Origin of the sequence: Pedobacter steynii (genome assembly GCF_001721645.1) — a bacterium.
Lineage (GTDB): Bacteria > Bacteroidota > Bacteroidia > Sphingobacteriales > Sphingobacteriaceae > Pedobacter > Pedobacter steynii_A.
On the sequence record NZ_CP017141.1, the window covers coordinates 4,222,873 to 4,245,932 of the forward strand.

Annotated in this window: 23 protein-coding genes; 12 read left to right on the top strand and 11 right to left on the bottom strand. The window is 41.8% G+C overall.

Going from position 1 to position 23,060, the window contains the following annotated elements; all coding sequences use genetic code 11:
* Positions 1–12: 12 nt before the first annotated feature.
* The 3 genes from BFS30_RS17400 to BFS30_RS17410 all read right to left on the bottom strand — a co-directional run bounded on the left by BFS30_RS17400 (position 13) and on the right by BFS30_RS17410 (position 2,693).
* Positions 13–1,035 (bottom strand): LLM class flavin-dependent oxidoreductase, encoded by a 1,023-nt coding sequence (locus BFS30_RS17400; RefSeq protein WP_069380456.1) that lies wholly within the window; start codon positions 1,033–1,035, stop codon positions 13–15.
* A gap of 235 nt (positions 1,036–1,270) precedes the next feature.
* Complete coding sequence (locus BFS30_RS17405) at positions 1,271–1,963, bottom strand: transporter substrate-binding domain-containing protein (RefSeq protein WP_167353160.1); 693 nt, start codon at positions 1,961–1,963, stop codon at positions 1,271–1,273.
* A gap of 40 nt (positions 1,964–2,003) precedes the next feature.
* Positions 2,004–2,693: an aspartate/glutamate racemase family protein gene (locus BFS30_RS17410; protein ID WP_069380458.1), complete on the bottom strand. Its 690-nt coding sequence runs from the start codon at positions 2,691–2,693 to the stop codon at positions 2,004–2,006.
* Between the two features lie 142 nt (positions 2,694–2,835).
* On the opposite strand from BFS30_RS17410, the gene BFS30_RS17415 reads away from it, so the two are divergent.
* Positions 2,836–4,185, top strand: a complete 1,350-nt coding sequence (locus BFS30_RS17415) for a M60 family metallopeptidase (protein ID WP_069380459.1) — start codon at positions 2,836–2,838, stop codon at positions 4,183–4,185.
* Positions 4,186–4,305: 120 nt separating this feature from the next.
* On the opposite strand, the gene BFS30_RS17420 is transcribed toward BFS30_RS17415, so the two are convergent.
* Positions 4,306–5,211 (bottom strand): M57 family metalloprotease, encoded by a 906-nt coding sequence (locus BFS30_RS17420; RefSeq protein ID WP_083252098.1) that lies wholly within the window; start codon positions 5,209–5,211, stop codon positions 4,306–4,308.
* Between the two features lie 250 nt (positions 5,212–5,461).
* Between BFS30_RS17420 and BFS30_RS17425 the strand changes: the two genes are divergently transcribed.
* The 4 genes from BFS30_RS17425 (at position 5,462) to BFS30_RS17440 (ending at position 8,552) form a co-directional block, all read left to right on the top strand.
* The gene (locus tag BFS30_RS17425; RefSeq protein ID WP_069380460.1) at positions 5,462–6,322 is read left to right on the top strand and encodes a helix-turn-helix domain-containing protein; all 861 of its coding nucleotides are present in this window, start codon (positions 5,462–5,464) and stop codon (positions 6,320–6,322) included.
* Positions 6,323–6,460: 138 nt separating this feature from the next.
* On the top strand, positions 6,461–7,096 hold the full coding sequence (locus BFS30_RS17430; protein ID WP_069380461.1) for an isochorismatase family protein: 636 nt from the start codon (positions 6,461–6,463) through the stop codon (positions 7,094–7,096).
* Between the two features lie 121 nt (positions 7,097–7,217).
* Entirely contained in the window at positions 7,218–7,805 is a 588-nt protein-coding gene (locus BFS30_RS17435) for a Crp/Fnr family transcriptional regulator (protein ID WP_069380462.1), read from the top strand.
* Positions 7,806–7,910: 105 nt separating this feature from the next.
* Positions 7,911–8,552 carry a hydrolase gene (locus BFS30_RS17440; protein ID WP_069380463.1) on the top strand — a complete coding sequence of 214 codons (642 nt, stop codon included), beginning with the start codon at positions 7,911–7,913 and terminating at the stop codon, positions 8,550–8,552.
* Between the two features lie 77 nt (positions 8,553–8,629).
* Here the strand turns inward: BFS30_RS17440 and BFS30_RS17445 are convergent, their stop codons facing one another.
* Entirely contained in the window at positions 8,630–9,601 is a 972-nt protein-coding gene (locus BFS30_RS17445; protein ID WP_069380464.1) for a phosphatidylinositol-specific phospholipase C, read from the bottom strand.
* 272 nt (positions 9,602–9,873) lie between these two features.
* On the opposite strand from BFS30_RS17445, the gene BFS30_RS17450 reads away from it, so the two are divergent.
* The 5 genes from BFS30_RS17450 (at position 9,874) to BFS30_RS17470 (ending at position 13,398) form a co-directional block, all read left to right on the top strand.
* Positions 9,874–10,746: a pirin family protein gene (locus tag BFS30_RS17450; RefSeq protein ID WP_069380465.1), complete on the top strand. Its 873-nt coding sequence runs from the start codon at positions 9,874–9,876 to the stop codon at positions 10,744–10,746.
* Between the two features lie 19 nt (positions 10,747–10,765).
* A complete protein-coding gene (locus BFS30_RS17455; protein ID WP_069380466.1) occupies positions 10,766–11,074 on the top strand; it encodes a GNAT family N-acetyltransferase in 309 nt (102 codons plus the stop codon).
* 27 nt (positions 11,075–11,101) lie between these two features.
* Positions 11,102–11,404, top strand: a complete 303-nt coding sequence (locus BFS30_RS17460; RefSeq protein ID WP_069380467.1) for a GNAT family N-acetyltransferase — start codon at positions 11,102–11,104, stop codon at positions 11,402–11,404.
* Between the two features lie 63 nt (positions 11,405–11,467).
* Positions 11,468–11,887 carry an OsmC family protein gene (locus tag BFS30_RS17465; RefSeq protein ID WP_069380468.1) on the top strand — a complete coding sequence of 140 codons (420 nt, stop codon included), beginning with the start codon at positions 11,468–11,470 and terminating at the stop codon, positions 11,885–11,887.
* 104 nt (positions 11,888–11,991) lie between these two features.
* Positions 11,992–13,398 (top strand): pyridoxal phosphate-dependent decarboxylase family protein, encoded by a 1,407-nt coding sequence (locus BFS30_RS17470; protein ID WP_069380469.1) that lies wholly within the window; start codon positions 11,992–11,994, stop codon positions 13,396–13,398.
* A 15-nt stretch (positions 13,399–13,413) separates the two neighbouring features.
* Here the strand turns inward: BFS30_RS17470 and BFS30_RS17475 are convergent, their stop codons facing one another.
* The 3 genes from BFS30_RS17475 to BFS30_RS17485 form a co-directional block, all read right to left on the bottom strand.
* Positions 13,414–14,169, bottom strand: coding sequence for a carbon-nitrogen hydrolase family protein (locus BFS30_RS17475; protein ID WP_069380470.1), 756 nt, complete (start codon positions 14,167–14,169; stop codon positions 13,414–13,416).
* A complete protein-coding gene (locus tag BFS30_RS17480; protein WP_069380471.1) occupies positions 14,159–14,707 on the bottom strand; it encodes a GNAT family N-acetyltransferase in 549 nt (182 codons plus the stop codon). Before BFS30_RS17480 ends, BFS30_RS17475 begins: the two co-directional genes overlap by 11 nt.
* 215 nt (positions 14,708–14,922) lie before the next feature.
* A complete protein-coding gene (locus BFS30_RS17485) occupies positions 14,923–16,383 on the bottom strand; it encodes an MAC/perforin domain-containing protein (RefSeq protein ID WP_069380472.1) in 1,461 nt (486 codons plus the stop codon).
* 394 nt (positions 16,384–16,777) lie between these two features.
* Between BFS30_RS17485 and BFS30_RS17490 the strand changes: the two genes are divergently transcribed.
* The gene (locus BFS30_RS17490) at positions 16,778–17,308 is read left to right on the top strand and encodes a GNAT family N-acetyltransferase (protein ID WP_069380473.1); all 531 of its coding nucleotides are present in this window, start codon (positions 16,778–16,780) and stop codon (positions 17,306–17,308) included.
* A 58-nt stretch (positions 17,309–17,366) separates the two neighbouring features.
* Here the strand turns inward: BFS30_RS17490 and BFS30_RS17495 are convergent, their stop codons facing one another.
* Positions 17,367–18,896 (bottom strand): choice-of-anchor I family protein, encoded by a 1,530-nt coding sequence (locus BFS30_RS17495; protein ID WP_069380474.1) that lies wholly within the window; start codon positions 18,894–18,896, stop codon positions 17,367–17,369.
* Positions 18,897–19,119: 223 nt separating this feature from the next.
* Between BFS30_RS17495 and BFS30_RS17500 the strand changes: the two genes are divergently transcribed.
* Positions 19,120–21,039, top strand: a complete 1,920-nt coding sequence (locus BFS30_RS17500) for a PAS domain-containing sensor histidine kinase (protein WP_069380475.1) — start codon at positions 19,120–19,122, stop codon at positions 21,037–21,039.
* Positions 21,040–21,095: 56 nt separating this feature from the next.
* Here the strand turns inward: BFS30_RS17500 and BFS30_RS17505 are convergent, their stop codons facing one another.
* Together BFS30_RS17505 and BFS30_RS17510 are read right to left on the bottom strand one after the other, a co-directional pair.
* Positions 21,096–21,686, bottom strand: a complete 591-nt coding sequence (locus BFS30_RS17505; RefSeq protein ID WP_069380476.1) for a LutC/YkgG family protein — start codon at positions 21,684–21,686, stop codon at positions 21,096–21,098.
* On the bottom strand, positions 21,679–23,055 hold the full coding sequence (locus tag BFS30_RS17510; RefSeq protein WP_069380477.1) for a LutB/LldF family L-lactate oxidation iron-sulfur protein: 1,377 nt from the start codon (positions 23,053–23,055) through the stop codon (positions 21,679–21,681). The genes BFS30_RS17505 and BFS30_RS17510 overlap by 8 nt, the downstream gene beginning before the upstream one ends.
* Positions 23,056–23,060: the final 5 nt, after the last annotated feature.

Below are 23,060 nucleotides of genomic sequence, written 5' to 3' on the forward strand. Positions count from 1 at the left end.
CGCACCTGTTGATTAGTTATTTAGTAAAGGGTTAACTACCGTACCGATCAGGTGGATAGATTTCAGTTGTTGCTCATGTGATAAGTTTCCGGTGTCCATTTGGAAAGTAAATCTCGATACGCCACCAAGTGCATCAGAATGTCTTTGGATTTTTGCCGCTATTTCTTCCGGACTGCCTACTAATAGCGCACCTTCAGGTCCCAGTTGAGATTCAAACCGATCCCTTGTCATAGGTGGCCATCCACGTTCTTTACCGATATTGGTCATGGATTTTGCATATCCCGGATAGAATTCATCCTGTGCCTGCTGACTGCCTTCTGCGACATATCCCAGTGAATGGACACCAACCTTTAGCTGATCTTCACTAAAGCCGGCTTCTTTACCTGCTTTGCGGTATAAATCTACCAAAGGGCGGAACTGATGTGTCTGACCGCCGATAATGGCCACCATCAAAGGCAATCCTAAGGCTCCTGCACGGGCAAAAGATTGTGGTGTACCTCCTACACCGAGCCATATCGGTAGTTTCTGCTGAAGCGGTCTTGGGTAAATAGACTGGTTCACTAAAGCAGGGCGGAACTGTCCCGACCAGGTTATTTTCTCCTGATCCCGGATCTGCAGTAATAAATCGAGCTTCTCGGTAAACAAATGATCGTAATCCTGAAGTCTATAACCGAACAGCGGAAAAGCATCTGTAAAGGAGCCACGGCCGACAACCATTTCTGCACGTCCCTGAGAAATGAGGTCCAGCGTAGCAAAATCCTGAAATGCCCTGACCGGGTCCGCTGCGCTCAGTACAGTTACGGCACTGGTTAACCGGATGTTTTTTGTTCTGCCGGCGGCTGCAGCAAGGATATTGCTGGGGGCGGAATCCAGAAACTCCCGGCGGTGGTGTTCCCCGATTCCAAAAACATGAATTCCGGACTGATCGGCATATTCAATTCTTTGTAATAACTGAGCAATAGCCTCAGCATCACTTAATGCATCAGGGCCATCTATATTAAATTTCGCTGCAAAACTATCTATTCCTAATTCCATATCAATCGGTTTTTGATTACTCTTTTTTTGAAAAGGTGATTTTTCCGGATCAGGCTATACACCTGAATCCTGGACATCTGTTGTATACAAAATTAGGTAAGATGGCTGATCTTAATCTTGATGTAGGGTAAGTAATGGAATCTAAATTACAATCGCCAATCTTTTTTCCGCATCAATATTCAAACATATGAAGGTTGTTTATCTCTATAAGCAAAGCCGTAGAGAAAGCTGATCATTAAAGTTGTTTCCTTAACCAGGTATTTACTTTTTGTTGTAAAAGGCTATCTTTTTTTGAATACATGATTGCTTTTGCATAAGCGGGACTGATGTTTTCATCCAGGCGAAGCCAGGTAAGCTCCGGATGTTGTGTCTGTTGATACCTGGCTTCTGTTTCATCCGTAAACATGACATCTGCTTTGTTAGCTAATAAAGCTTTAAACACCCGTTGATTATCCGGAATTATTTGCAGGATAGCATGCCGAAGGTGTTGTTTTGCAAAAGCTTCATTGGTTCCACCAATGTTTTCAATTACCCTCACATCCGGCAGATCTATAGACTTAAAATCCCGGAACTTGTGGCGGTCTGTTGCCCGGAAAACAGCCACCTTACGGTCCAGAAGGAGCGGGATGGAGAAGTTAAACAGCTTTTCCCTTGTCACATTGACGGAAATGCCACCTGTAGCCAGGTCAAATTTACCGGCCAGCATATCTTCTGCAAGCGTTTTCCAGGTGGTTCTTACAAATATAACTTTCCTGCCCAGGTGATGCCCCAGGCGTATGGCCATATCAATGTCTTCCCCGCTAAATTTGCCCGTTAGCGTGTCAAAGCTGGTCAGCGGTGGGTAATCACCGGTAGTTCCTACCCGGAGTATGGCATCAGAACTAACTCTTGGGCTACAGGCAAAAAACAACAGGGAAAGTAAGGCCACGATTGAATAATGCCTAAAAAAATAAGGGCTGGAGTTCATTTTAAGAAAGAGAAAAATCTATAGCAGCCTGAGTGTGCAATTGTACGGTATCAAATGAAGGTACAGGAATGTCTTCCGGTTTTAACAGCAATGGGATTTCGGTACAGCCGAGTATAATGCCTTCCGCACCATCGTTAATCAATCCCTGGATAATGGATAAATACCGTTCTTTTGTTGTCGCATTAAAAATTCCCTGGCCTAGTTCATCAAAAATTGAAGCGTGAATATAGGCGCGATCCTCTTCATTTGGGATCATGGTTTCAATACCATGGTCTGCAAGTTTTGTCTTAAAGAAATCAAATTCCATGGTGAACCTGGTTCCCAGCAGAGCAACTTTTTGTAGGCCCTGCTTTCTGATTTCAACTGCTGTTGCAGTGGCGAGGTGAAGGATTGGTAAATGGGTTTCCTTCTGAAGCCGCTCAGCGATGTTATGTGCGGTAGCTGCACATAAGACAATGGCTTCTGCTCCGGATCCCGTTAAGGCATCACAAGCTTTTTTGAACATTTGAAAAATGGTATCCCAGTCGCCTGCATCAATGTTTTTCTTGATTTCCGCAAAATTAAAAGAGTAAATCACACACTCTGAGAAGTTTAATCCTCCAAGTTTTTTGTTAATCCCCTGATTGATCAGGGTGTAGTATTCAATGGTTGATACCCAGCTTGTTCCGCCAATAAGTCCTAATAGTTTCATGCAAATTGATTTGATACTGCTAAAATACATTGTCTTTTGATTTCTCTATCCTTTCCTTTAGAATTTTCATCTTTTTTCGGTTGAGAATCAGATAGATTCGGTAAACAATCAACTAATCATTAACCAATCAATCAACCCTACAATGAAAAAAAGTGTAATCTTAATCTTCCTGACTTCCTTTATTTTAACCGGAACATTGCTTTCCTGCAAGAAAGGGGCTTCGGCTGCGGAAGATCAGCAACCTAAAGGAACTGCTTTACAGGTTCTTGGAACGAATTCTGTTTTAGCCCCTCAAACGGAATGGACTTTTAATGAGAAACCTAGTACAGAAACAGAACAGAGCCGGTTAAAAACTTCGCTAAAAGCAGCAGACTTCGATCCGGTAGGACTAAGGGTAAAAAGTGGTGTCGCCTTATCGATCCATGTTGAAATCCTGGTCCCATCATCAGCAATACCTCAGCTCATCGTCGGTTCCTATGATCGGGGAACAGTAACGACTTATAGCCTCCAGGCGGGCAACAATACCGTCAATCCGACAAACGCAGGAGAACTATACATTAAGTATGTTTCCTCAAACCCCTCAGGGGGGAAGATAAAGGTGACTTTCAACAGTGGTCACCTTGGAATGCCTTTTTATGAACTTGGAAAGACCACACATCAGGATTGGCTGGATATGCTTGCGGGGGATACCGATACGACCTCTAAAAATGCCATATTGGTAGCAAACCGTGCTTTTCTGGTGGTTTCTAAAACTAAAGCACTGGAATTTAAAGACGAAGACCAGGATCAGGCATTGCGTTTAATTGATACGGCATTAAAAGCAGAAGACGACTTTAGCGGAATGGACAACAGTTCGCCTGTAAATGCCCCGAGGAAACTGAAAATTATGGTGACTGAAAGAACCGGAGGATATATGGATGCCACTTCTTACCGTATCCGTATTGTGACCGCTTCGATTTCCAGGATCCTGAAAGTCTCAGATCTTCAAACCAACGGCTGGGGTGTATGGCATGAATTCGGACACCAGCATCAAATGCATCAATGGACCTGGAATTCCGTAGTAGGAGAGGTGATGCCAAATATCTATACCCTTGCCGCCAGACGAGTCGTACAGCCATCTTCGGCAGGACTGACCACTGCACAATGGAATGATGTCAGCACTTTTCTGGCTAAGCCGGCAGCCAGCAGAATTTATGAAGCCAGTAGCACAAGCCTGATCACCAGACTGGGGCTTTTCCAACAATTGTACCTGGCCTTTGGAGACGCTTTCTTTGTTAAAGTGCATAAGTATTACAGAGAAAATACGGTTAGCGTGGCTAATGATGATGAAGAAAAGAGACTTTTTATGATCAATGCGAGCAAGTTGAGTAATACCAACCTGGTTTCCTTCTTTAAAGCATGGGGATTTACAGTCAATGCTTCCGTTTACGATGAGATTAATGCGTTAAACCTACCGGAGCCTGCAACTGATCTGACTGCATTAAGAGATTGAGTCGTTTAGCCTGAAAAAAGACGGCGTTGCTACACAGTTCTTCCATCGGTAGATCGGATGAACAGGAGCAACACCGTCTTTGCTGAATCAATTAACGGATGAGAGTTATATAGAAATTAGTTAGTTTTTAGGATATAATGCTTTGATCGCAATGATGTCGTTTGCAGTGAAAGGACGGTTGGTCCCATCAGAACAGGCTAGCATCCATGATCCAGGTTCTCCACCTACCGGCGTTCCCGGGATATGAATGGCGCCAACTCCTCCATCGCCTTCATTGCCAACACTGATGCCCAACATCCTTAAGAAAGATTCCCATGGGGTTAAGCCACAGCTATAGGTTCTGTCTGCATAGTCCGTATGCCTGAAACCGATGGCATGCCCGATTTCATGGGCCACCACTGTTGCCAGCAGGTTATTGTTCGTGAAATTTTTGTTATAATGGGTATTGCTCAGCTTAATCGGTGTAGCAGGATTTCCGCTGGCATCAGGAAAACCTGCTGATTGTCCAAGGACTCTGGGATCACTGAAAGTTTCACCTTTGATGAGGATATCTTCTGTTGTTACCGAACCTGAATCGAGTAAAGTAAGACTTAACTTAAGGCCAAGATCATTGTATCTTTTGATGGCTTCTTTGGTTGCATCGGTAAACACTTTCTGTGCCTCACCTGCATTGACTTTAATTTTCAGGACTCTTGGTAATCCGGTAACCTGATTGGTGGTTTTGTATTGTTCTGTACGCGGTTTGCCTGATGCCAGTTCCTTAATCAGACCGGCCTGGTTAACCAGATCTGAAGGTTTCAGGAAAATATCGCCTTCAACAATATAGCCGCCATCGGTTTTATACGCACCAGTAGGTGAAAAGCCAGCTTTGGCGATGCCGATCTGCTCTTCTTTCGTTAAAGCTGAGGCGTGATCAACAGGTGTATCTGTATTGCCGTTATTTTTCTTGCAGCTGATCACCACCGTAGTGGCCATTAATGCCACCAGGGCAATAGCTCCTGTTTTGAATAAAAAGTTTGTTTTCATGAATAGGTTGATTATGTTAATTGATTAACTGAATATACCTAAAGCCTGATGATCGTGCAGATGTAGAGGGGATTATGTAAATATTGTATATGCTTTTGTATATAAAGTATACTTATTTGGTATGCTTTATGAAAGGGCTGAGTAATTTGAATCGTTGTAGGCAATTTAACCTGGAATAGGGTCTGTTCTTTATATGCTGTGTAATAGGTTTGTTACCAGTTAACCAAATATTTTAAATTCCCTATTGAGAATGAAGCCACAATTGATCAGGTTGGCGGATAATTTCGTAAGCTCATTTCATGTGCGATTCGACCGTTCCGCGGACATAAATAATTTTTTGCACTATCACCTGGAGTCCGAGCTTGTCTATATGAAAAGAGGGAAAGGGAAATGGATTCTTGGGGATCAGGAACAGCGATTTTCAGAAGGAGATGCGGTGCTCATTGGTCCGGGCTTAGCCCACAGGTGTGAGTTCGATGAAGCTTATCTCAAAGAAAATGAGGGCCGGAATGTGGAGGTTTTTGTGATTCATTTTGCCGAAAATTTCTGGGGAACAGAATTTCTTTTTCTACCGGAAAATACGGTACTGAGGACGTTATTTGAAAACTCAAAGAGAGGGGTTTTTCTGCAAGACAGTACCAATAGATATATCGGTTATTTAATGAATCGCATTGTTCATGTGAGTGGAGCTGCACGTATTTTGTTGTTAATGGATGTGTTGTTATATATTGGAGATCTGTACACAGATAAAAATCTGATTTGTGCAGCTGCATCGGGCAATGCAGTTCCCGGAATCGGAAATAAACCTATCCATGCGATCTGCGATTATATAATGGTGAATTTCCACCGGAAGATAGAATTGGAAGAACTGGTCAGGATTGCCAATATTAGTCCCAATTCTTTTTGCCGGTATTTTAAGACGGAAACAGGGCATAACTATATGCGTTTTTTGATTGAAATACGTCTCAAGCATGCTTGCCGGCTTTTGAGAAAGGGTGATTTAAGTGTGAAGCAGGTTAGTTATGAAAGTGGTTTTTCCAGTCTTGCCGGATTTCACCGGCACTTCAAGGAAATGACTGGCATGAGTCCATTAAATTATCAGAGACAGTAATTTTCCGGACCTTTCTTAACCTACATTAATCTTTTACCTTAACCTACTCCATTTTTTGGTTTTAATGGGCTCCATAACTTTAGCTCCTGAAAAGCCGGGATAAAATGCCCGGTTATTTTAAATGAAAAACTTAAAATTATGGCAGTATTAACAAGGATCAATTCTGATGAGGTAGCAATCCTCCTGATCGACCACCAAAGTGGCTTATTTCAAACCGTTAAAGATATTGATGTAACGGCATTACGTAATAATGTAGCTGCGCTTGCAAAAGTAGCTGCAATCGAAAATATTCCGGTATTTACAACCGCTTCCGAGCCCAATGGTCCTAATGGACCATTGATGCCTGAAATTCATGAACTGGCACCTCATGCCGTATACATCCCACGTAACGGCGAAATCAATGCCTGGGATACACCGGCATTTGCTGATGCGGTTAGAAAATCGGGTAAAAAGAAACTGATTATCGCCGGTGTGCTAACCAGTGTTTGTGTGGCATTCCCTTCTATTTCGGCTAAGACTGAGGGTTTTGATGTATTTGCGGTGATTGATGCATCAGGCGACATGAGTCCATTGTCTACGCAGATTACTACCGCACGTCTGGCTTTAGCCGATGTGGTGCCGATCAGTACTGCGGCGGTATTGAGTGAAATCCAGAAAACATGGCATCGTGCTGATGCGCTGGAATATGCATCTGCTTATTCTAAAGTAATGCCGCCATATCAGTCTCTGATCGAAAGTTATCAAAAAGCGGTAAGTGTAGGAAAAGGAGCCTAAAAAGAGTGCTTCCTGCATTATCAGGCCCTGGGTACTAAATCATTTGCGATTCGGTACCCGGGGCCTTTTGCTTTACATCTGAAGAAGCTTTATCTTCGTGGTATTTAGACATCCTCCTCCTATGAACCATGACCTTCTTTTGGCAAGTATCGCAAAACACATTCAACTTGATGAAGAGGAAACGGTGCATTTCCTTTCCTATATTCAGACGAAGAAAGTAAGAAAAAAGCAATACCTGTTATTAGAAGGAGAAGTGAACCGTTTTGCCATGTTTGTGATTTCCGGATGCCTGAGAAGCTATCATCTGGATGAAAACGGATTTCAGTACATTCAGCAGTTTGCGCCAGAGGGATGGTGGATGGGCGAGATGTATAGCCTGATTACGCAGGAACCTGGCCATTTATACATTGATGCATTGTTTGATTCGGAACTGTTGCTCATTTCTAAAACCAATCTGGAAAAGCTCTATAAGGAAATCCCTAAATTCAACTATTACTTCCGCATTCTGGCAGAAAAATCCCTGGTTTCTTACCAGACACGCGCGATGGAAAACCTGCGTCTTACTGCCAGAGAACGTTATGAGAAGTTTTGCCTCAGATACCCTTCACTGGTAGACTGTCTTTCTCAAAAGCAAGTGGCGGCGTATATTGGTGTTACCCCCGAATTTCTGAGTAAAATGCTCCATGCCGATCAGGAGCTGAAGCCCTGATTTTCTTAACCTGGATTAACTATTTGAGTTAACCTATGTTATTTTTTAAGAATTTCTCAGCTGATAAATTTGTGGTACATATTCGTACCATTAAAAACAAATATCATGAGTAGCTTAGCAATCAGAGATCAAAAAAATGATCACCTTTTAACACCGGAAAACGCAGCCTTAATCATCATTGATTATCAGCCGGTTCAGGTGAATTCAATTGCTTCAATGGACAGACAGTTATTGATTAACAACATTGTCGGTGTAGCAAAAATGGCAAAGCTTTATCACCTGCCAATCATTCTTTCTACGGTTAATGTAAAGACAGGTTTAAACTTTGAAACCATCCCTCAGCTGCGTAAAGAGATGACAGGCATACCTTCTTACGACCGTACCACCATCAATGCCTGGGAAGATGAGGAGTTTCTGGAAGCGGTAAAAAATACGGGAAGAAAAAAATTAATCATGACCGCGTTATGGACCGAAGCCTGCCTGTCTTTCCCAACCCTGGATGCTTTGAAAGAAGGTTATGAGGTATATCCGGTAGTGGATGCCGTTGGTGGAACTTCACTGGCTGCCCATGATGCTGCATTGAGAAGAATGGAGCAGGCTGGTGCAGAGCCGGTAAGTGTAGCACAGTTGTTCTGTGAGCTACAAAGAGACTGGGCAAGATCGGAAACTGTACCTGGATTTATGAAACTGTTCATCGAGACGGGCGGTACTGCAGGTATACAGTTCTCTTACGACAAATCAGAATAATTTCATCTTTCTTTTATTTATAAAAAAAGCACTTTCCTGAATTCGGGAAAGTGCTTTTTTACTTTAATCGGAATTGTTTAGAAATTGGTATTTACAATCAGCTGGCTACGGGTAGCATCAATAAAATCTAATGGGATAATTCCATATCTTCCATGAGCAGCGCTGCTGAAATACGTGTTGATTTTTGGATTAATGGAGTTGGCTACAGTATTGATGTTTGGAATGCCGAAAATCCCTGGTTTATAGCCACTACCATAATTCACATATAATTTTTTGACTGTGCTGTTTTTTGCCTCGTTTAAAAGGCTTTCTACTTTTGTCCATTTTGCGTTCAGGTCATCGACCTTATAGTAGTCCTGAATTTTCAGACTCGCGGCTGGATTGTTGATTTCAAAAGTGGTATTGTCCGCCCAGTTGGTGGCGTCGATTCCTTTTGTCGTTGCGGCGCTGAATCTTCTTAGTAATTTAATTTTTCCACGTACTGAACCTAAGGTAGAAATGCCATTTCCTAAATCCCATTTCGAAGCATTCTGAGCAACATAGGCATCAAAGGTCTGCTCAAAACTGCGGGTATTGTCAGTCGGCGTATGTTCTTCTTTTACACTCATAATGATCGTTTCGGTAGGGTTGCTGTTTAGGAAACCGATACAGGCGTTCAGGACATCATCAAAGTTTAAGTTCTGATAAATGGCACCATGATGAATGGTAAAACTATTTCCAATGTGTCTGCAGCGGATGTCCAGGTACCTTACACCTGCGGTAAGTTGTTCTGCAATGCTTAAATTCTGGGTTTTTGCTGTTCCGGAGATAGGTTCAACTTTGGCTCCTGAATCATGAGTTCCGGGAATGGAAAGCTGGGTAAGGCTCATGGTGTCTGATAAGGCACCCATCCAGTTGTTCATGGTAAAGCTGGTTACCGAAGGGAGTGCCATCAGGGATTTTTTCGGTTTGGAGGTTAATGTGCCATTTTCGGAATCCTGCTTTTTGCAGGCGGTAAATGAAATTGCTGCTGCCAGGATCAGCTGGACTTTTAGGGATGTAATTTTCATAATGATTTTGTTGGTTTAAATATTAAGATAGGTAATTAAACGCGTTGCAAATAAAGTCTGCGCTCATTAAAATCATGTTAATCAGCGATTAAGGTTTGGCATTGTTTTACCTAATCACTTCTTATCCTACATCAATGCGGGCGCAGGGGCTACCAGGTATCTTTGTATACAATAATTCAAACAGGATCTGGTTTAATGACTTTGATTTGGTTCAGATGAATAAAAACCAGAAAACCATTTGAAGGATTGCTTAAAAAACAAGGAGAAACAAAATGAAAAAGTTAATTGAAAAAATCGTGACAAATTCTGGCAGACCACATATGGTTGGCGATGGGTTCAGGGTATTTAATTATATCCCAGGAGCAGGCATTCCTCAGGAGAGAATAAGTCCGTTTTTACTTTTGGACTTTAATCCTGAATACGACTTCGGTCCTTCCAGTCATGTGAGGGGAGTAGGTGTCCATCCCCACAAAGGTTTTGAAACCGTAACGATTGCTTATAAAGGAACAGTGGCCCATCATGACAGTACAGGAAGCTCAGGGATTATCAATTCAGGTGATGTACAATGGATGACGGCAGGAAACGGAATCTTACACAAAGAATACCATGAGGAAGCCTTCTCTAAAAAAGGTGGTCCTTTTGAAATGGTACAATTGTGGGTGAACCTTCCAAAAAAGGATAAATCTACTGCTCCACACTATCAGGAGTTAACTGCTGCGGGAATGGGAAAAGTAGCATTAGCCGGTGACGCCGGAGTGGTAAACGTAATTGCAGGAAACTTCAATGGTGTTGCAGGACCAGCAGAAACCTATAGTCCGGTAAATTTGTTCGATATCAAATTAAACGAAGGCGGGGAAGTCACTACCAGCATTCAGGCGGGTCATAATACTGCTTTATTGGTGGTAAATGGCAGCGTGGAAGTTAACGGAGAGATTGCCGGAGAACATAGTTTTGTATTGTTCAGAAATGAAGGAGAAGAGATTCACATTAAAGCCAATAGGAAAAGTGTTATCTTGGTGTTGAGCGGAGAGCCTCTGAATGAGCCAATTGTAAGTTATGGTCCGTTTGTTATGAATACGGAAGAAGAAATCAGCCAGGCGATCGTTGATTTCAATATGGGTAAATTTGGTGTATTAGCAGATTAACAATTAAATATTTAAAGATATGAATGAGGAGTATGTAGACCTTCCGCTGGTTAAGAACACAGAGGACAAACGTTTTGAACTTAAGATAGGCGATTATATTACGTTTATTGACTATAAGGAGCATGATAAGAAGATCTGGCTGATCCATACAGAAGCTCCGGCAGAATTGCAGGGTAAAGGCGCAGCAACTGCTGTAATTGAGAAAACCCTGGCTTATATTGAAGAAAATGGGTACACCCTTATTCCCATCTGTCCGCTAGTGGCAGCTTACCTGAAGCGCCATCCCGACTGGAACCGAATTTTAGATCCAAGTGTTAAACCTCATTAAGGGGTTTAACACTTTAAATAGAACCTAATGGCTGAATCACATTATGAAGTGACCCATAATAAAGAGCAGCTTCAGTTTGAAGTAGCTTTAAATGGAGAGAAGGCGGTACTTTCTTATCGTCTGTATAAGAAAGATATTGCCATGATGCATACGACAGTGCCTAAAGAGATGGAAGGTAAAGGAATTGCTTCCGCTCTGGCGAAATATGCTTTTCAGTACGCTGCTGAACAGCATAAACCGGTAATGGTCTATTGTCCTTTTGTTGCCGGATTTATTAAGAAACATCCGGAGTACCGGAAACAGCTTGATCCGGAATATCACCGACAGTAGACGAAAAAAAACAGTTGGAGAAACTGATTGTGAAAGCTCAGTTTTTTTGAAATAAACCTAAGAATGGAAAAAAAATATATTCTGACAGAACCTTTAGTTGCCAGCATTGCTGAGGCAAAATATCAAACCACAATTTCATGGAGAAACGGCATACTACTTTCTGATGAGCCGGTAAGCTTAGGTGGACAGGATCTTGGTCCTGATCCATATACCTTACTGCTGTCTTCACTGGCAAGCTGTACCCTGGCTACCCTTCGTATGTATATTGACCGAAAGGAATGGAAAGTTCCTGAAATTACAGTTAAAGCAAATCTGTTTCAACGGATAGAGGTAGGGAAACTCGTTACAACTATCGAACGAGCCATTTTCTTTAATCAGCTGATGGGAGCTGAGCAAAAAGACAGATTACTCAAAATTGCACAATCCTGTCCGATTTCAAAAATTTTAAAGAATGAAGTCATCGTTCTTGACGATGTATTTTAAATCCTGATCTTACAACTGTTATCCTCAAAATAAATAAAACTGCATTGTTTTTATGCGGTTTTATTGTTGAAAATTTGTGTTGTCATTATAAATAAAGAAGCAGCATGAACGAGATTTTAAAAGAAGACCTGAAGAACCTGGAATTGATATTGAATCAGGTGAAAGCTGAAGGACTTGAATTCCTGGATGGTATCGATAGGAGACCAACCAGTGTGAAAAACAGGGAGATTGCAAATTGTGATCTGGAGGAATATGGTTCAGGTGCACTTGCTGCGCTTGCAGAATTTAAATCCCGTTTTGATGAAACTATTGTTGCTTCTACAGGCCCCAGGTACTGGGGATTTGTTACCGGTGGGTCGACCCCGGCAGCAATTGCAGGAGATTGGCTGGCAACAGTGTATGATCAAAATACCCAGACTATTAAAGGGCAAGGCGACATTTCTGCCAATATTGAATTGGAAACCGTTCGCCTGTTATTGCAATTGCTGGGGCTTCCTGATGAGGACTATCTTGGTGGTTTTGTAACCGGTGCAACCATGTCTAATTTTACTTGTCTGGCCGTGGCCAGGCAATGGCTGGGAATGCAAAATGGTCGTGATATTGCCAGAGAAGGTGTTTCAGGAACATTGAACGTATTATCTGCAATGCCGCATTCTTCTTCAGTAAAATCGCTCGCCTTATTGGGATTTGGCAGTCAGAACCTAATTAAGGTGAAGGTAATGCCCGGTAACCGGGAAGCCATCGATCTGAACGATCTGGAAAAACAGATTTCGAAATTAAAGGGACAACCTTTTATCCTGATCTCCAGCGGAGGTACGGTAAATACAGTGGATTTCGATGATTTTGAAGGCATTCTGAGGTTAAAAGATAAATACCATTTCTGGTGGCATATTGATGCTGCTTTTGGTGCTTTCGCGGCTTGTGCCCCTGCTTACCGTCATCTGTTAAAAGGCTGGGAAGAGGCGGATAGCATCACTGTAGATTGTCATAAATGGTTAAACGTTCCTTATGAGAACGCCTTTTTCCTGGTTAAAAAAGAACACCGCTTGTTACAGATCGCCAGTTTTCAGAACTCCAATGCCCCTTATCTTGGAGATCCGCTGGAGAACTTTAACTACCTGAATTTCCTGCCTGAAAATTCCAGACGCTTAAAAGCTTTGCCTGCCTGGTTTTCCCTGAAAGCCTATGGTGCCAAAGGGTATCAGGATATTGTAGAAAGCTGTATTGCCAGAGCGCAGGAGTTGGCTGCGTTTATGGAGGAAGAAGATGCTTTTGAGCTCCTGGCACCGGTACGGTTAAATACGGTTTGTTTTAGCCTGAAAGGAGAGGCCTATAAGGATCAGGTCTTTGAATACCTGAGGGTGTTAAATGACAAAGGAGTAGTCTTTATGACCCCAACAATTTACGACGGAAGGCAGGCTATCCGGGCTGCTTTTGTCAACTGGAGAACGACTAATGATGATGTTTTAATCGCGATTGATTCCTTAAGACAAGCCTTAAAGAGTCTCTAAGGCTTGTAAGTAGTATTAGTTTTCTGTTCTGGCAGACCAGGAGCCATTTTCCTTTGTGGCGATCAGCAGGGCTTCTCCGGTTCCATCTACTTCATGAAGGAGTACGCCATCAGCAGACCAGATTGCGCTTCGTCCGGCAGCATCATAAGCTCCGGAAGGAGCGCCATAATTCGATAGAATGACTGTTAGCTGAAACTCTGAAGCATATCTTTTTAAGAACGCAGCATCTGTTGCATAACCATTTTTACTGATCAGGGCACTTGGGAAATAAATACTGCTTTTGCTTTCAAAAGCTTTTGCTGCATGTTCAGGATGAGTCAGATCAGCGCAGATGGCACAAAAGATTTTTTCGTCATTCAGATGGATTACCACGTCCTTTTGATCTGCCTGAGCAGTAAAGAAAGCATCTTCGGTACCCATATGAATAAACTGTTTGGTATACAGGTCTGTTTTTCCATCCGGGTAAAATAGGAAGGATCCAATATGTAAGCCGGTATCCAATCTCGCAGGAGCTCCAACAAGAACGATCATGTTATGTTGTTTCGCAGCCTGGGAGAAAACACTTAAGCGTTGGTCATCTATGGTAAATGCCAGCTCATCAGCCAGATCCATTTCATATCCGGTTAAGGACAATTCCGGAAAGCAGATCAATTCTGCGTGGTGCTGCGCAGCACGTTCAATCATTTGCAGGTGCGTGTGGGTGTTGGCGGCTATATCACCTCTTTCGGAGATGGACTGTGCTGCGGCAATAACGGTTCTTTTATCTTTCATCTTGTTTTTTTATCCAATCTTCTTTGCTGATTTCGAACCAGTCGCATGTGATACCCTTATGGTCAAATTGTTCTGTGATTTTAAACCCGGACTTTTGCAGTGCATGTCTTGATCCGGCATTTTCTTTCTCCGCCATAGCATAAACCTGAGCTAGCTGGAGTTCTTCAAAGGCATATTTTAAAGCTGCTTTCGTAGATTCAGTTGCATAACCTTTCCCCCAGTGACGGCGAAGAAATCGATAGCCAACTTCATAGAAATGATTGCGGTTATTGGTCTCAATAGTGATGAACTTTAAGCCACCCCAACCTACAAACTCATTGCTTTCCTTATCAATTACTGCCCATCTGCCGATGCCGTTATCCTCATATTGTTTCCGGATAAACCTGATGTCTTCCTCGCTTTGTGAAAGCTGTGTATTGGGGTTGTTTCCCAGATATAAATGAACTTCAGGATCCGAATCCATTTCAAACATGAGGGGGCCGTCAGACAACATGAGTTCTCTCATGACGATTCTGTGGGTTTCTACAAAAATTTTCATTGGTATGGGCTTGTTTTTTTAATACGATTCTCAGTGCCTGTTTTGTAAACAATCACCTGATGGTGGTTTCACTTAATAAGCTTTGCTATGGAATGCGGCTAAAATGAGGAAAAATATCGACAATTTAAATTGCCGATATTTTATTTTGTAAAGCAAAGATCATTATTCTGCATTCTGAGAAAAATGCAAGCGGATTAATGACTTTTTAAAGGTTATTAGTTTGGAAAGGCCCAAAAAGCAACGCCATCCACTTGCCAGCCAACAAATGGAGCTATAACATTACGGTCTGGATGGTAAAAATGATCCGGATCTCTTGGGTAGGCTAATTGATAAATAGGTACCGTTCCTGTTGCCTGATACGCATATGCATAGAAGAGGATTCCATCATAATTATAGTTCGGGAGACTGAAATTTCTATTTGTAGATAGAAATCTATCTGAGGTCGCCTGATTTGTAAACTGATAAACTGGAACAGATCCATTATACGCGTTAGGATAAGCTTTAAACGGTTGTCCATTTGGACGCCATCCACCTGCTGGAAATAGCATATGCATGTTAGGATCCAGGTTATTCGCATGTTTATTAAGTAATGGGGTGGAGAACTCATAAACTTCTTGTGGGGAAAGTTTTATCTGATTATCCTTAATGTGTTTTTCAACAGCTACTTTAACGGCTGCTTTTTTAACTGGGTCAGCTATAAAATCATAGAGAAATAACGAGTTGTGTACATCAAGCAAAGCCGCGTTTCTGTCTGTAATGCTTTGTTCCCAACTTCCAAAATTTATATTTTCGCTGGTATTTCCGTTGGTATCAAAAGAGATATTTCTTCCTGAAGTTGATCCTCCATAAAATTTAAGCTTGTATTGTTTGTTACGGCTTTCTGTAGCTGCTTTAGTCATTTCATCTTTAGTGATTTCTCCATCGATATTTATGCCAATTGCTTTCAGTACCGTAAATCCTAAGCCTGCCTTTGTTGTTCTGGTCTTTTTTTCCAGATTACTTTCATTTATGATCGCACCACTGTAATTAAATCTTAAACGTCCACCTATGCTAATATCCATCATCACATGGGTACCGTATCTCCGCACTAAATCATCAGCACTTTGAGTGGCAATGTTGTTTACAAACTCCGGAGTTAGATATTGCATTAATAAATCCAGGGTAGCGTCGCCAGTAAATCTTAATCTTTTTATCCTTTGCTGTACTTCAAAAGTAGCGTATGAAAATTTTGTGGAATAAGTATATATGTTCTGATCAGAAGTATTTCTTTCCAGACTTCCTGTAAATTTGGTTGTGGTGTCGATGCTGACGTTACCACCCACTTTAAAATTCTTTTTTTTGCTGACGTCTTTCACATAGTCCAGGGCCGAAGCTCCGCCGTAGAATTCTTGTGAGTTTTCTGTGGTACCGTACGAATCCAGCCTGTTCCTGTAGTCCAGTTCAAATCTTGGCATGTCGAAGATCGCCACATCTGAAATGCTGGAGGCGTCAAGCAGATCGCCGGTAACATCTACTCCATAACCTAATAAATCCCATTTTCCGTCACCGGCGGAAAGTTGACCTTTACTTTTCGATAAAATTCCCGAATCGGAATTAATTGTGTCATTTTTCTTACAGCCACTAACGATGGCTGCGAAGGCCAGGATTAAGCAGGCCATTTTTGTTTGTTTTTTCATTCTTAGGGATTAATTATTGTACGATTGTCTTTCTGTGTTTTAAAAAGTAATTTGTTGGATATTTTTATTTTTTTTAAGGCGTTTGTTCGTTCTTGCAACAAGAATAATGTATTTGTTTTGGATTATATTTCATAATAATTTATGTATATGATTTTTATGTTTATTATTATGATATTATTTTCAAATATAAATATTGTTTTGCTGGCATTTTGTGTTTTTTTAATTATATGTGTTAATTAATTTTTAAAATAGATATAAATGTGAAAATCAACAAAATAAGGTGAGTGCTTTTTTTGTTGATATTGAAAATTTGATTGGATAGTAGTAGTAAATAAGTTTTTATTTCTATAGTTTAAGGAAGAAAAATATTTATAATATTGAGCTTTTTATTGTCATGAAAACCAAGAAGATAACTACAGACCGGCTTTATTTAATCCCATTTACAATTCCTATTGCTCAGGAGATATTGGATCGAAAGTATACCATCTTATCAGGCATGGGGTTAAAACCAGGCAAGGGTTGGCCCGATGAGGACCTCCTGGAAACATTACCCAGGATTGTGACCAATCTGGAAAAGGTGACCGAGCCCTCCGGATTTGAATCCTGGCTGATCGTTGAAAAGGAAGGGATGAATATTGTTGGAGATGCCGGATTCAAAGGAAAACCAGATCCGGAAGGGGCGGTAGACCTGGGTTATGGGATTGTTGATTCTGCCAGACGTAAAGGTTATGCGGTTGAAGCTGGCGAAGCTTTGATCAGCTGGGCATTTAAGCAACAGCAGGTTAAGGTCATTACAGCGCGTTGTATGCATGTAAATGAGGGCTCCACAAAAACATTGGAGCGTCTTGGTTTTTATCAGAAGGTGATCAAAGAAGAAATGATACACTGGTTTCTGTTAAGGGAGCCTGGCTCAAAAAAAGGTTGAAAAACGGCTGCAATCGATATCCATTGCAGCCGTTTTTTGCTTTACGTCTTTATTTTAGTTAGATATTTTTAGGCGTATATACTTTGATTACGCCATCATTCTCACTGCTGATAATTAACAAACTCTTTTTGGTCGGGCTATTTTTAGCGGCGATAAAAAGTACGCCTTCTGGTTCCTTTCCGGTCTTTAACAACTGGAGGAAAACGGGAGCTGAAGGATTCGTTACGTCATAAGTGGCTACGGATTCTGCTCTTTCCAGGCCAACGAAGGCTAGTTTTTTAGCACCCATAGTTCCAATAGCTATCCCTTCTGGTTCCACGCCCTTGTCGTCGCTTCTTTTGTCGCTATACAGGCTTGCAGCTATCGCTTTTACTTCCAGTTCATTTTTGCTATCAAAGACCTGCGTGCCGGTATTGCCATTCCATATACTGAATGAACGTGCTCCAAAGGAATACAAAGCATCGTAATCTCCGTCTCCATCCGTATCTCCCAGTGTAGAAGTGATGTTAAGTCTTCCTAGTTGTTCTTTCTTTTGCAGTAAGCCTGCAGTAGGGAAGGCTGTTTGATCCAGTATGATGTCTTTGACTCTTTTTGCCTCAAGAAAGGCTCCTTCGTACTCTCTGACATCACCTTCATTTGCGGTAAATAAATAAGGCGTTCCTGCTGATTCTAATAATGCGATGGCATCAGGAAGATACATTCCCTTTACCGGCCATTTTCCTAAGGTAGTTGAACTGTTGTCTTCATCACTTGGGTTAATTCCATTTGCATCCGTATTGTAATCTTTGAAACCCAAAGGAAAGATATCCGTGATGGTTTTTTCTGCAATATTGATTTTAGCAATTGCATTATTTTCCTGTAAGGTTACCCATGCAGTCTTTGAGTCTTCAGATACCGTAATGTATTCCGGCTCAATATCTTTTAAGAAATCTTTACCGGGGCCAAAAACTCGGAACCCTTTTTTTTCCAATGCCTCTCGTTGAGCCGCGAAAGCAGAGAAATTAATGGTGTTCACCGCATAGTTGTCGTTCACAGAAATGATAGAAACAGTGCCAATTGGGTCAACTGTGTACGTTGCATTCGGCTCACCTTCGTTGGCTGTCAGAATGTATTTGCCATCGGGAGAGAAAGTAATCATATCGGGAAGTGCGCCTACGTTGATCACTTTAATCTCACTGTTGTCGCTGGTTTTAAAAACGGCTACTTTGCCATTTTCAGTTTTGTTAACGGATTCGATAGCAGCAGCTAGTTTTCCGTCGTGCACACTTAGGCTGTTTACAAGACCGCCATAAGGAGCTATGCTGATAGACCCGATCTTTGTCATGCTTTTCGGATCTTTGAAGTCAATTACATCTATCCTGTTGTTGTTTTCGGTATTGTTTACTACGAATAAACGGTTGGTGATGGGGTCAAAAGCGGTGATTTCTGCCGCTCCTGTTTCGCCTACATCAATGCTGCCAATTTCTGCAAAGGTCGCAGGGTCTTCATTTACAATCACTTCCGGTATTTCTATCGGTGTTTCAGTGTTTTCTTTTTTACAGCCCAGAAAGGCGATCAGCAGAAAACTAAATAGTAAGTTTCTTTTCATAAAAGCAGGTGTTCTTTAGGTAAGGAAATGTGGCTTATTTGTAAAATGTATGGTGGTTCCAATCCGACAAAAGTATCCGCGGGATGTTATCCGGCTTTAAGCTTTAGGTTATGATATTGTTAACGATGACCAGATTAATTATTCTAAAATTGATCTGCCTGGAAAACATAAATGTTATTTTTCTGTTAAAGGAACAAGGGCATAAAAATTGCGCGTGCCAGGTATGAATAATGCTTACTCAGAAGATCCGGACGATTCTCTATATAAGGGAGTGATGTTTCAGTCTTTTTTTAAAGACGCTCCTCAGTCTGTTGTAATTAAAGCAAATGTTCCTCATTTTACCATTCTTGCTGTGAGTGACCGTTTTGTAGATATCTCTCTGAAAAGCAGGGCTGAGCTGCTTGGAAAAAATCTGTTTGATGTTTTTCCGGACAACACCAAAGATCCCTCAGGAAAGGAGCGTGCACTGACTGCCTTGATGGAGGTGATGAAAACAAAAAAGAAAGTAGAGCTTCCTATTTATAAGTATGATATTTATTCCAGTGATACCGGCAAAATGGAACCTTTGTATTGGTCGAATTCCAATCAACCCGTTTTTAATGAGGCGGGCGAGGTTAGTTATATCATAAATACGACCATGAATGTTACCGCTCAGGTGATGTTAAAAGAAATGGCCGATAGCTCAGAAGAGAATCTGGTATTGCAGAAACAGCGATTAAATAAGATGTTTTTGAAGGCGCCCATGGGGATGGCGCTGTACTCAAAAGGTGATTTTATCATCGAATATGCCAATGAGGCTATTTGTAAGATGTGGAATAAAGGATCTCCTGAAGAAGTATTGGGTCACTCTATTTTTGAGCTGATCCCTTCTCTGAAAGAAGCTGGTTATAAAGAGATTTACGAAGAGGTGGTGAATACGGGCAAGGCGTATCTGACTAAGGAGTCCCCTGTAACCTACGACCGTAACGGGGTAATGGAGACTTATTATTTTGACCTGAACCTGGAGCCGGTATATGGTTTAAAAAAAGAAATTACCGGATTGCTTTCTCTGGCCAATGAGGTGACAGAACAGGTTGCGACCAGAAAAACAATTGAGAATGCCGAGGAGAGACTTCGTTTGGCATCTGAAGCGACAGGCATAGGGAGCTGGGATCTTAATCTGCAGACCAGGGAAATAGTTTATTCTTCCAGCCTGGCTGATTTGTTTGGGTATCCTGGAGTAACTGACCTGACTCATGAACAACTTCGTGCTATGATTCATCCTGAGGATACCGGAGCAGTAGAGCTGGCTTTTCAGACTGCGCTAATCTCTGGGAAATATAATTATCAGGCCAGGATTGTTCGTCCGGATAAGATCATTTACTGGGTTAAAGTGATGGGGAAAGTGCTGTTCAGTAAAGAAGGTACGCCACTAAGGATGTTGGGTACGGTAATGGACATTACAGAGAGTAAGCATGAAGAGATTCAAAAGAATGATTTTATTGCCATTGCCAGTCATGAATTAAAAACCCCATTGACTTCCTTAAAGGGGTATGCTCAATTGCTGAAAACAGGAAAGGGAGTGTCTGATCCGGCATTTGTAAGTAGTATCGGCACAAGAATCGAAGGTCAGATCAATAAAATGACCAAGCTGGTGTATAGTTTTCTTGACCTTTCTAGAATAGAATCTAATAAAACAGAGCTGATAAAGGAGCTGATCGACCTGAATCAGATCATCCGGGATGTGGCGGCTGATTATTTGTTTCAGGAAAGAAACCATCCAATATCTTTTGAGCCTCAGGAACTGCCATTGATTTTTGCTGACCGCCACAAGATTACGCAGGTGATTGACAACCTCATCAGTAATGCCATTAAATACTCACCTCAGGGAGGAACAGTATTGGTGACCGCAGTACTACAGAAAGAACAGGTACTGGTCTCTGTTGAAGATCATGGAATTGGAATTGATAATAACCATACGCAAAAGATCTTTGACCGTTTTTACCGGATTGATGACCTGCAGGTAAAAAATGCTTCGGGATTTGGTATCGGTCTATATCTTTGCGCAGACATCATTGCCCGTCATAACGGGAAAATTGGTTTGAAAAGTGAGCCCGGAGTAGGAAGTAATTTTTATTTCACTTTGCCTTTGAGCATCAATTGATTAAAGTGGTTTTCTTGTGATTCCCTGAGTTTAATTGTTGTAGAGCTGAACTGATCTTAACCGATATCCAGGATAAATACGGTCATATTCTTTGGACCATGAGCGCCTAATACTAAAGATTGTTCGATATCCGCAGTCTTGGAAGGACCTGCAATAAAAGTTCCGAAATCATATAAGGAGTCAGATACCTTTGCATAAGCCTCATGCATATTGGAACAGATGTCCTTTCTCTGAACTACCACTGCTAACTGCTGACAAATAAAAGGAATAACCCTTTGCTTCATTAACTCTTCTGTTACCCATAATGCTGCATTTTCAGCTACACCGAAATGTGCTTTGATAATGGCAATATCGATGTCTTCATAGCTGTGTGGATCTTGTTCTTCCCAGTTTGCTTCGGTAACTGCAGCCAACTCTGGTAAAGTAGAAATGATCCTTTTCTGATCTGCAAAATGTGTACTTATGTATTCCTGAATTTCAGCGTAACTCTTTACCGGAACCGCAGTTCCTCCGATATTGCCAAGTACGTTGCTGAATACTTCTATCGCATCGGGATATTGAATAGGGGCGGTTAAATCGGCGGGTAACTTACTTAAGTCCGGCTGGTTTTCTTTGATACGGGAAAGGATTGCTATTCTGCTAGTCATTATTGTTGTTCTTATACCATTCACTGAAAGACTGTTTTGGCGGCTCTGGCATTTCGCGTTGCTTATACCAGGCATTGAGCTTATTGTTGACCATAAACGGAGCGATTTTCATTACCCACCGGCCAGCTTTTCCTGCATTTTTATAAATGAAAGGATGAGATAAGGTCAGATCCATAACTTTCATAGCTACCGCCTTTTTGGTATCGGCGTAACCCTCTTTAACAATCACTTGTCTCCATTTATAGAGTTGTTCGTGGATGTTGATCTTTACCGGACATACATTAGTGCAGGAGCCACAAAGAGTGGATGCAAAGGGAAGGTCTGCATAGGCTTTCATGTCCAGATTAGGGGCAAGAATAGAGCCTATAGGCCCTGCAATAGCAGTGTGGTAGCTGTGTCCGCCACTTCTACGGTAAACCGGACAGGTATTCATGCAGGCGCCGCAACGGATACATTTTAAAGAATTTCGAAAATCTGCTCTCCCCAGTTGTTTAGTCCTGCCGTTGTCTACCAGGACCAGGTGCATTTCCTGTCCGGCTCTGGGCTTGCTGAAATGGCTGGAGTAGGTCGTGATCGGTTGTCCGGTTGCACTTCTGGCAAGCAGCCTTAAAAATACAGAAAGGTGTTTTCTTTTTGGGATGATCTTTTCAATTCCCATACAGGCAATGTGGACCTCGGAAAGATGTGCACCCATATCTGCATTTCCTTCGTTTGTACATACGACAAACTCTCCTGTTTCAGCAATAGCGAAGTTGACACCGGTAATGGCTGCTTTTCGGGTAAGGAATTTTTCGCGGAGGTGAATTCTGGCTGCAGCTGTTAAAAACTGAGGATCAGATTCACCCTGAGGTGTTCCCAGGTGTTCATGGAACAACTCGCCGATCTCTTCTTTCTTTTTATGGATACAGGGCAGTACAATATGGCTTGGTGGCTCTTCGGCAAGCTGAACGATGCGCTCACCAAGGTCGGTGTCAATTACTTCAATTCCATTTTTATGGAGGTATTCATTCAGATGGCACTCCTCGGTAAGCATGGATTTGCTTTTTACAATCCTGGTCACTTCCTTTGCTTTTAATATAGCGTGGACAATCTGGTTGTGTTCATCTGCATCAGCGGCCCAATGAACGGTGATGCCATTTTGCTGGGCTTTCGCTTCAAACTCCAATAAGTAGTCATGCAGATTGGAAAGTACATTGTCTTTGATTTGAGAAGCATTCTCCCTCAACGACTCCCATTCGGGGAGTGTATGTGCTGCTTTGTCCCGCTTAGCGCGAACAAACCATAGGGTTTCGTCATGCCAGTCTACCCGTGCTTCGTCTTCATTAAAAATATCAGCTAATCCTGCGTGGTCCTTTGTTCCTGTGCTCATCTTTT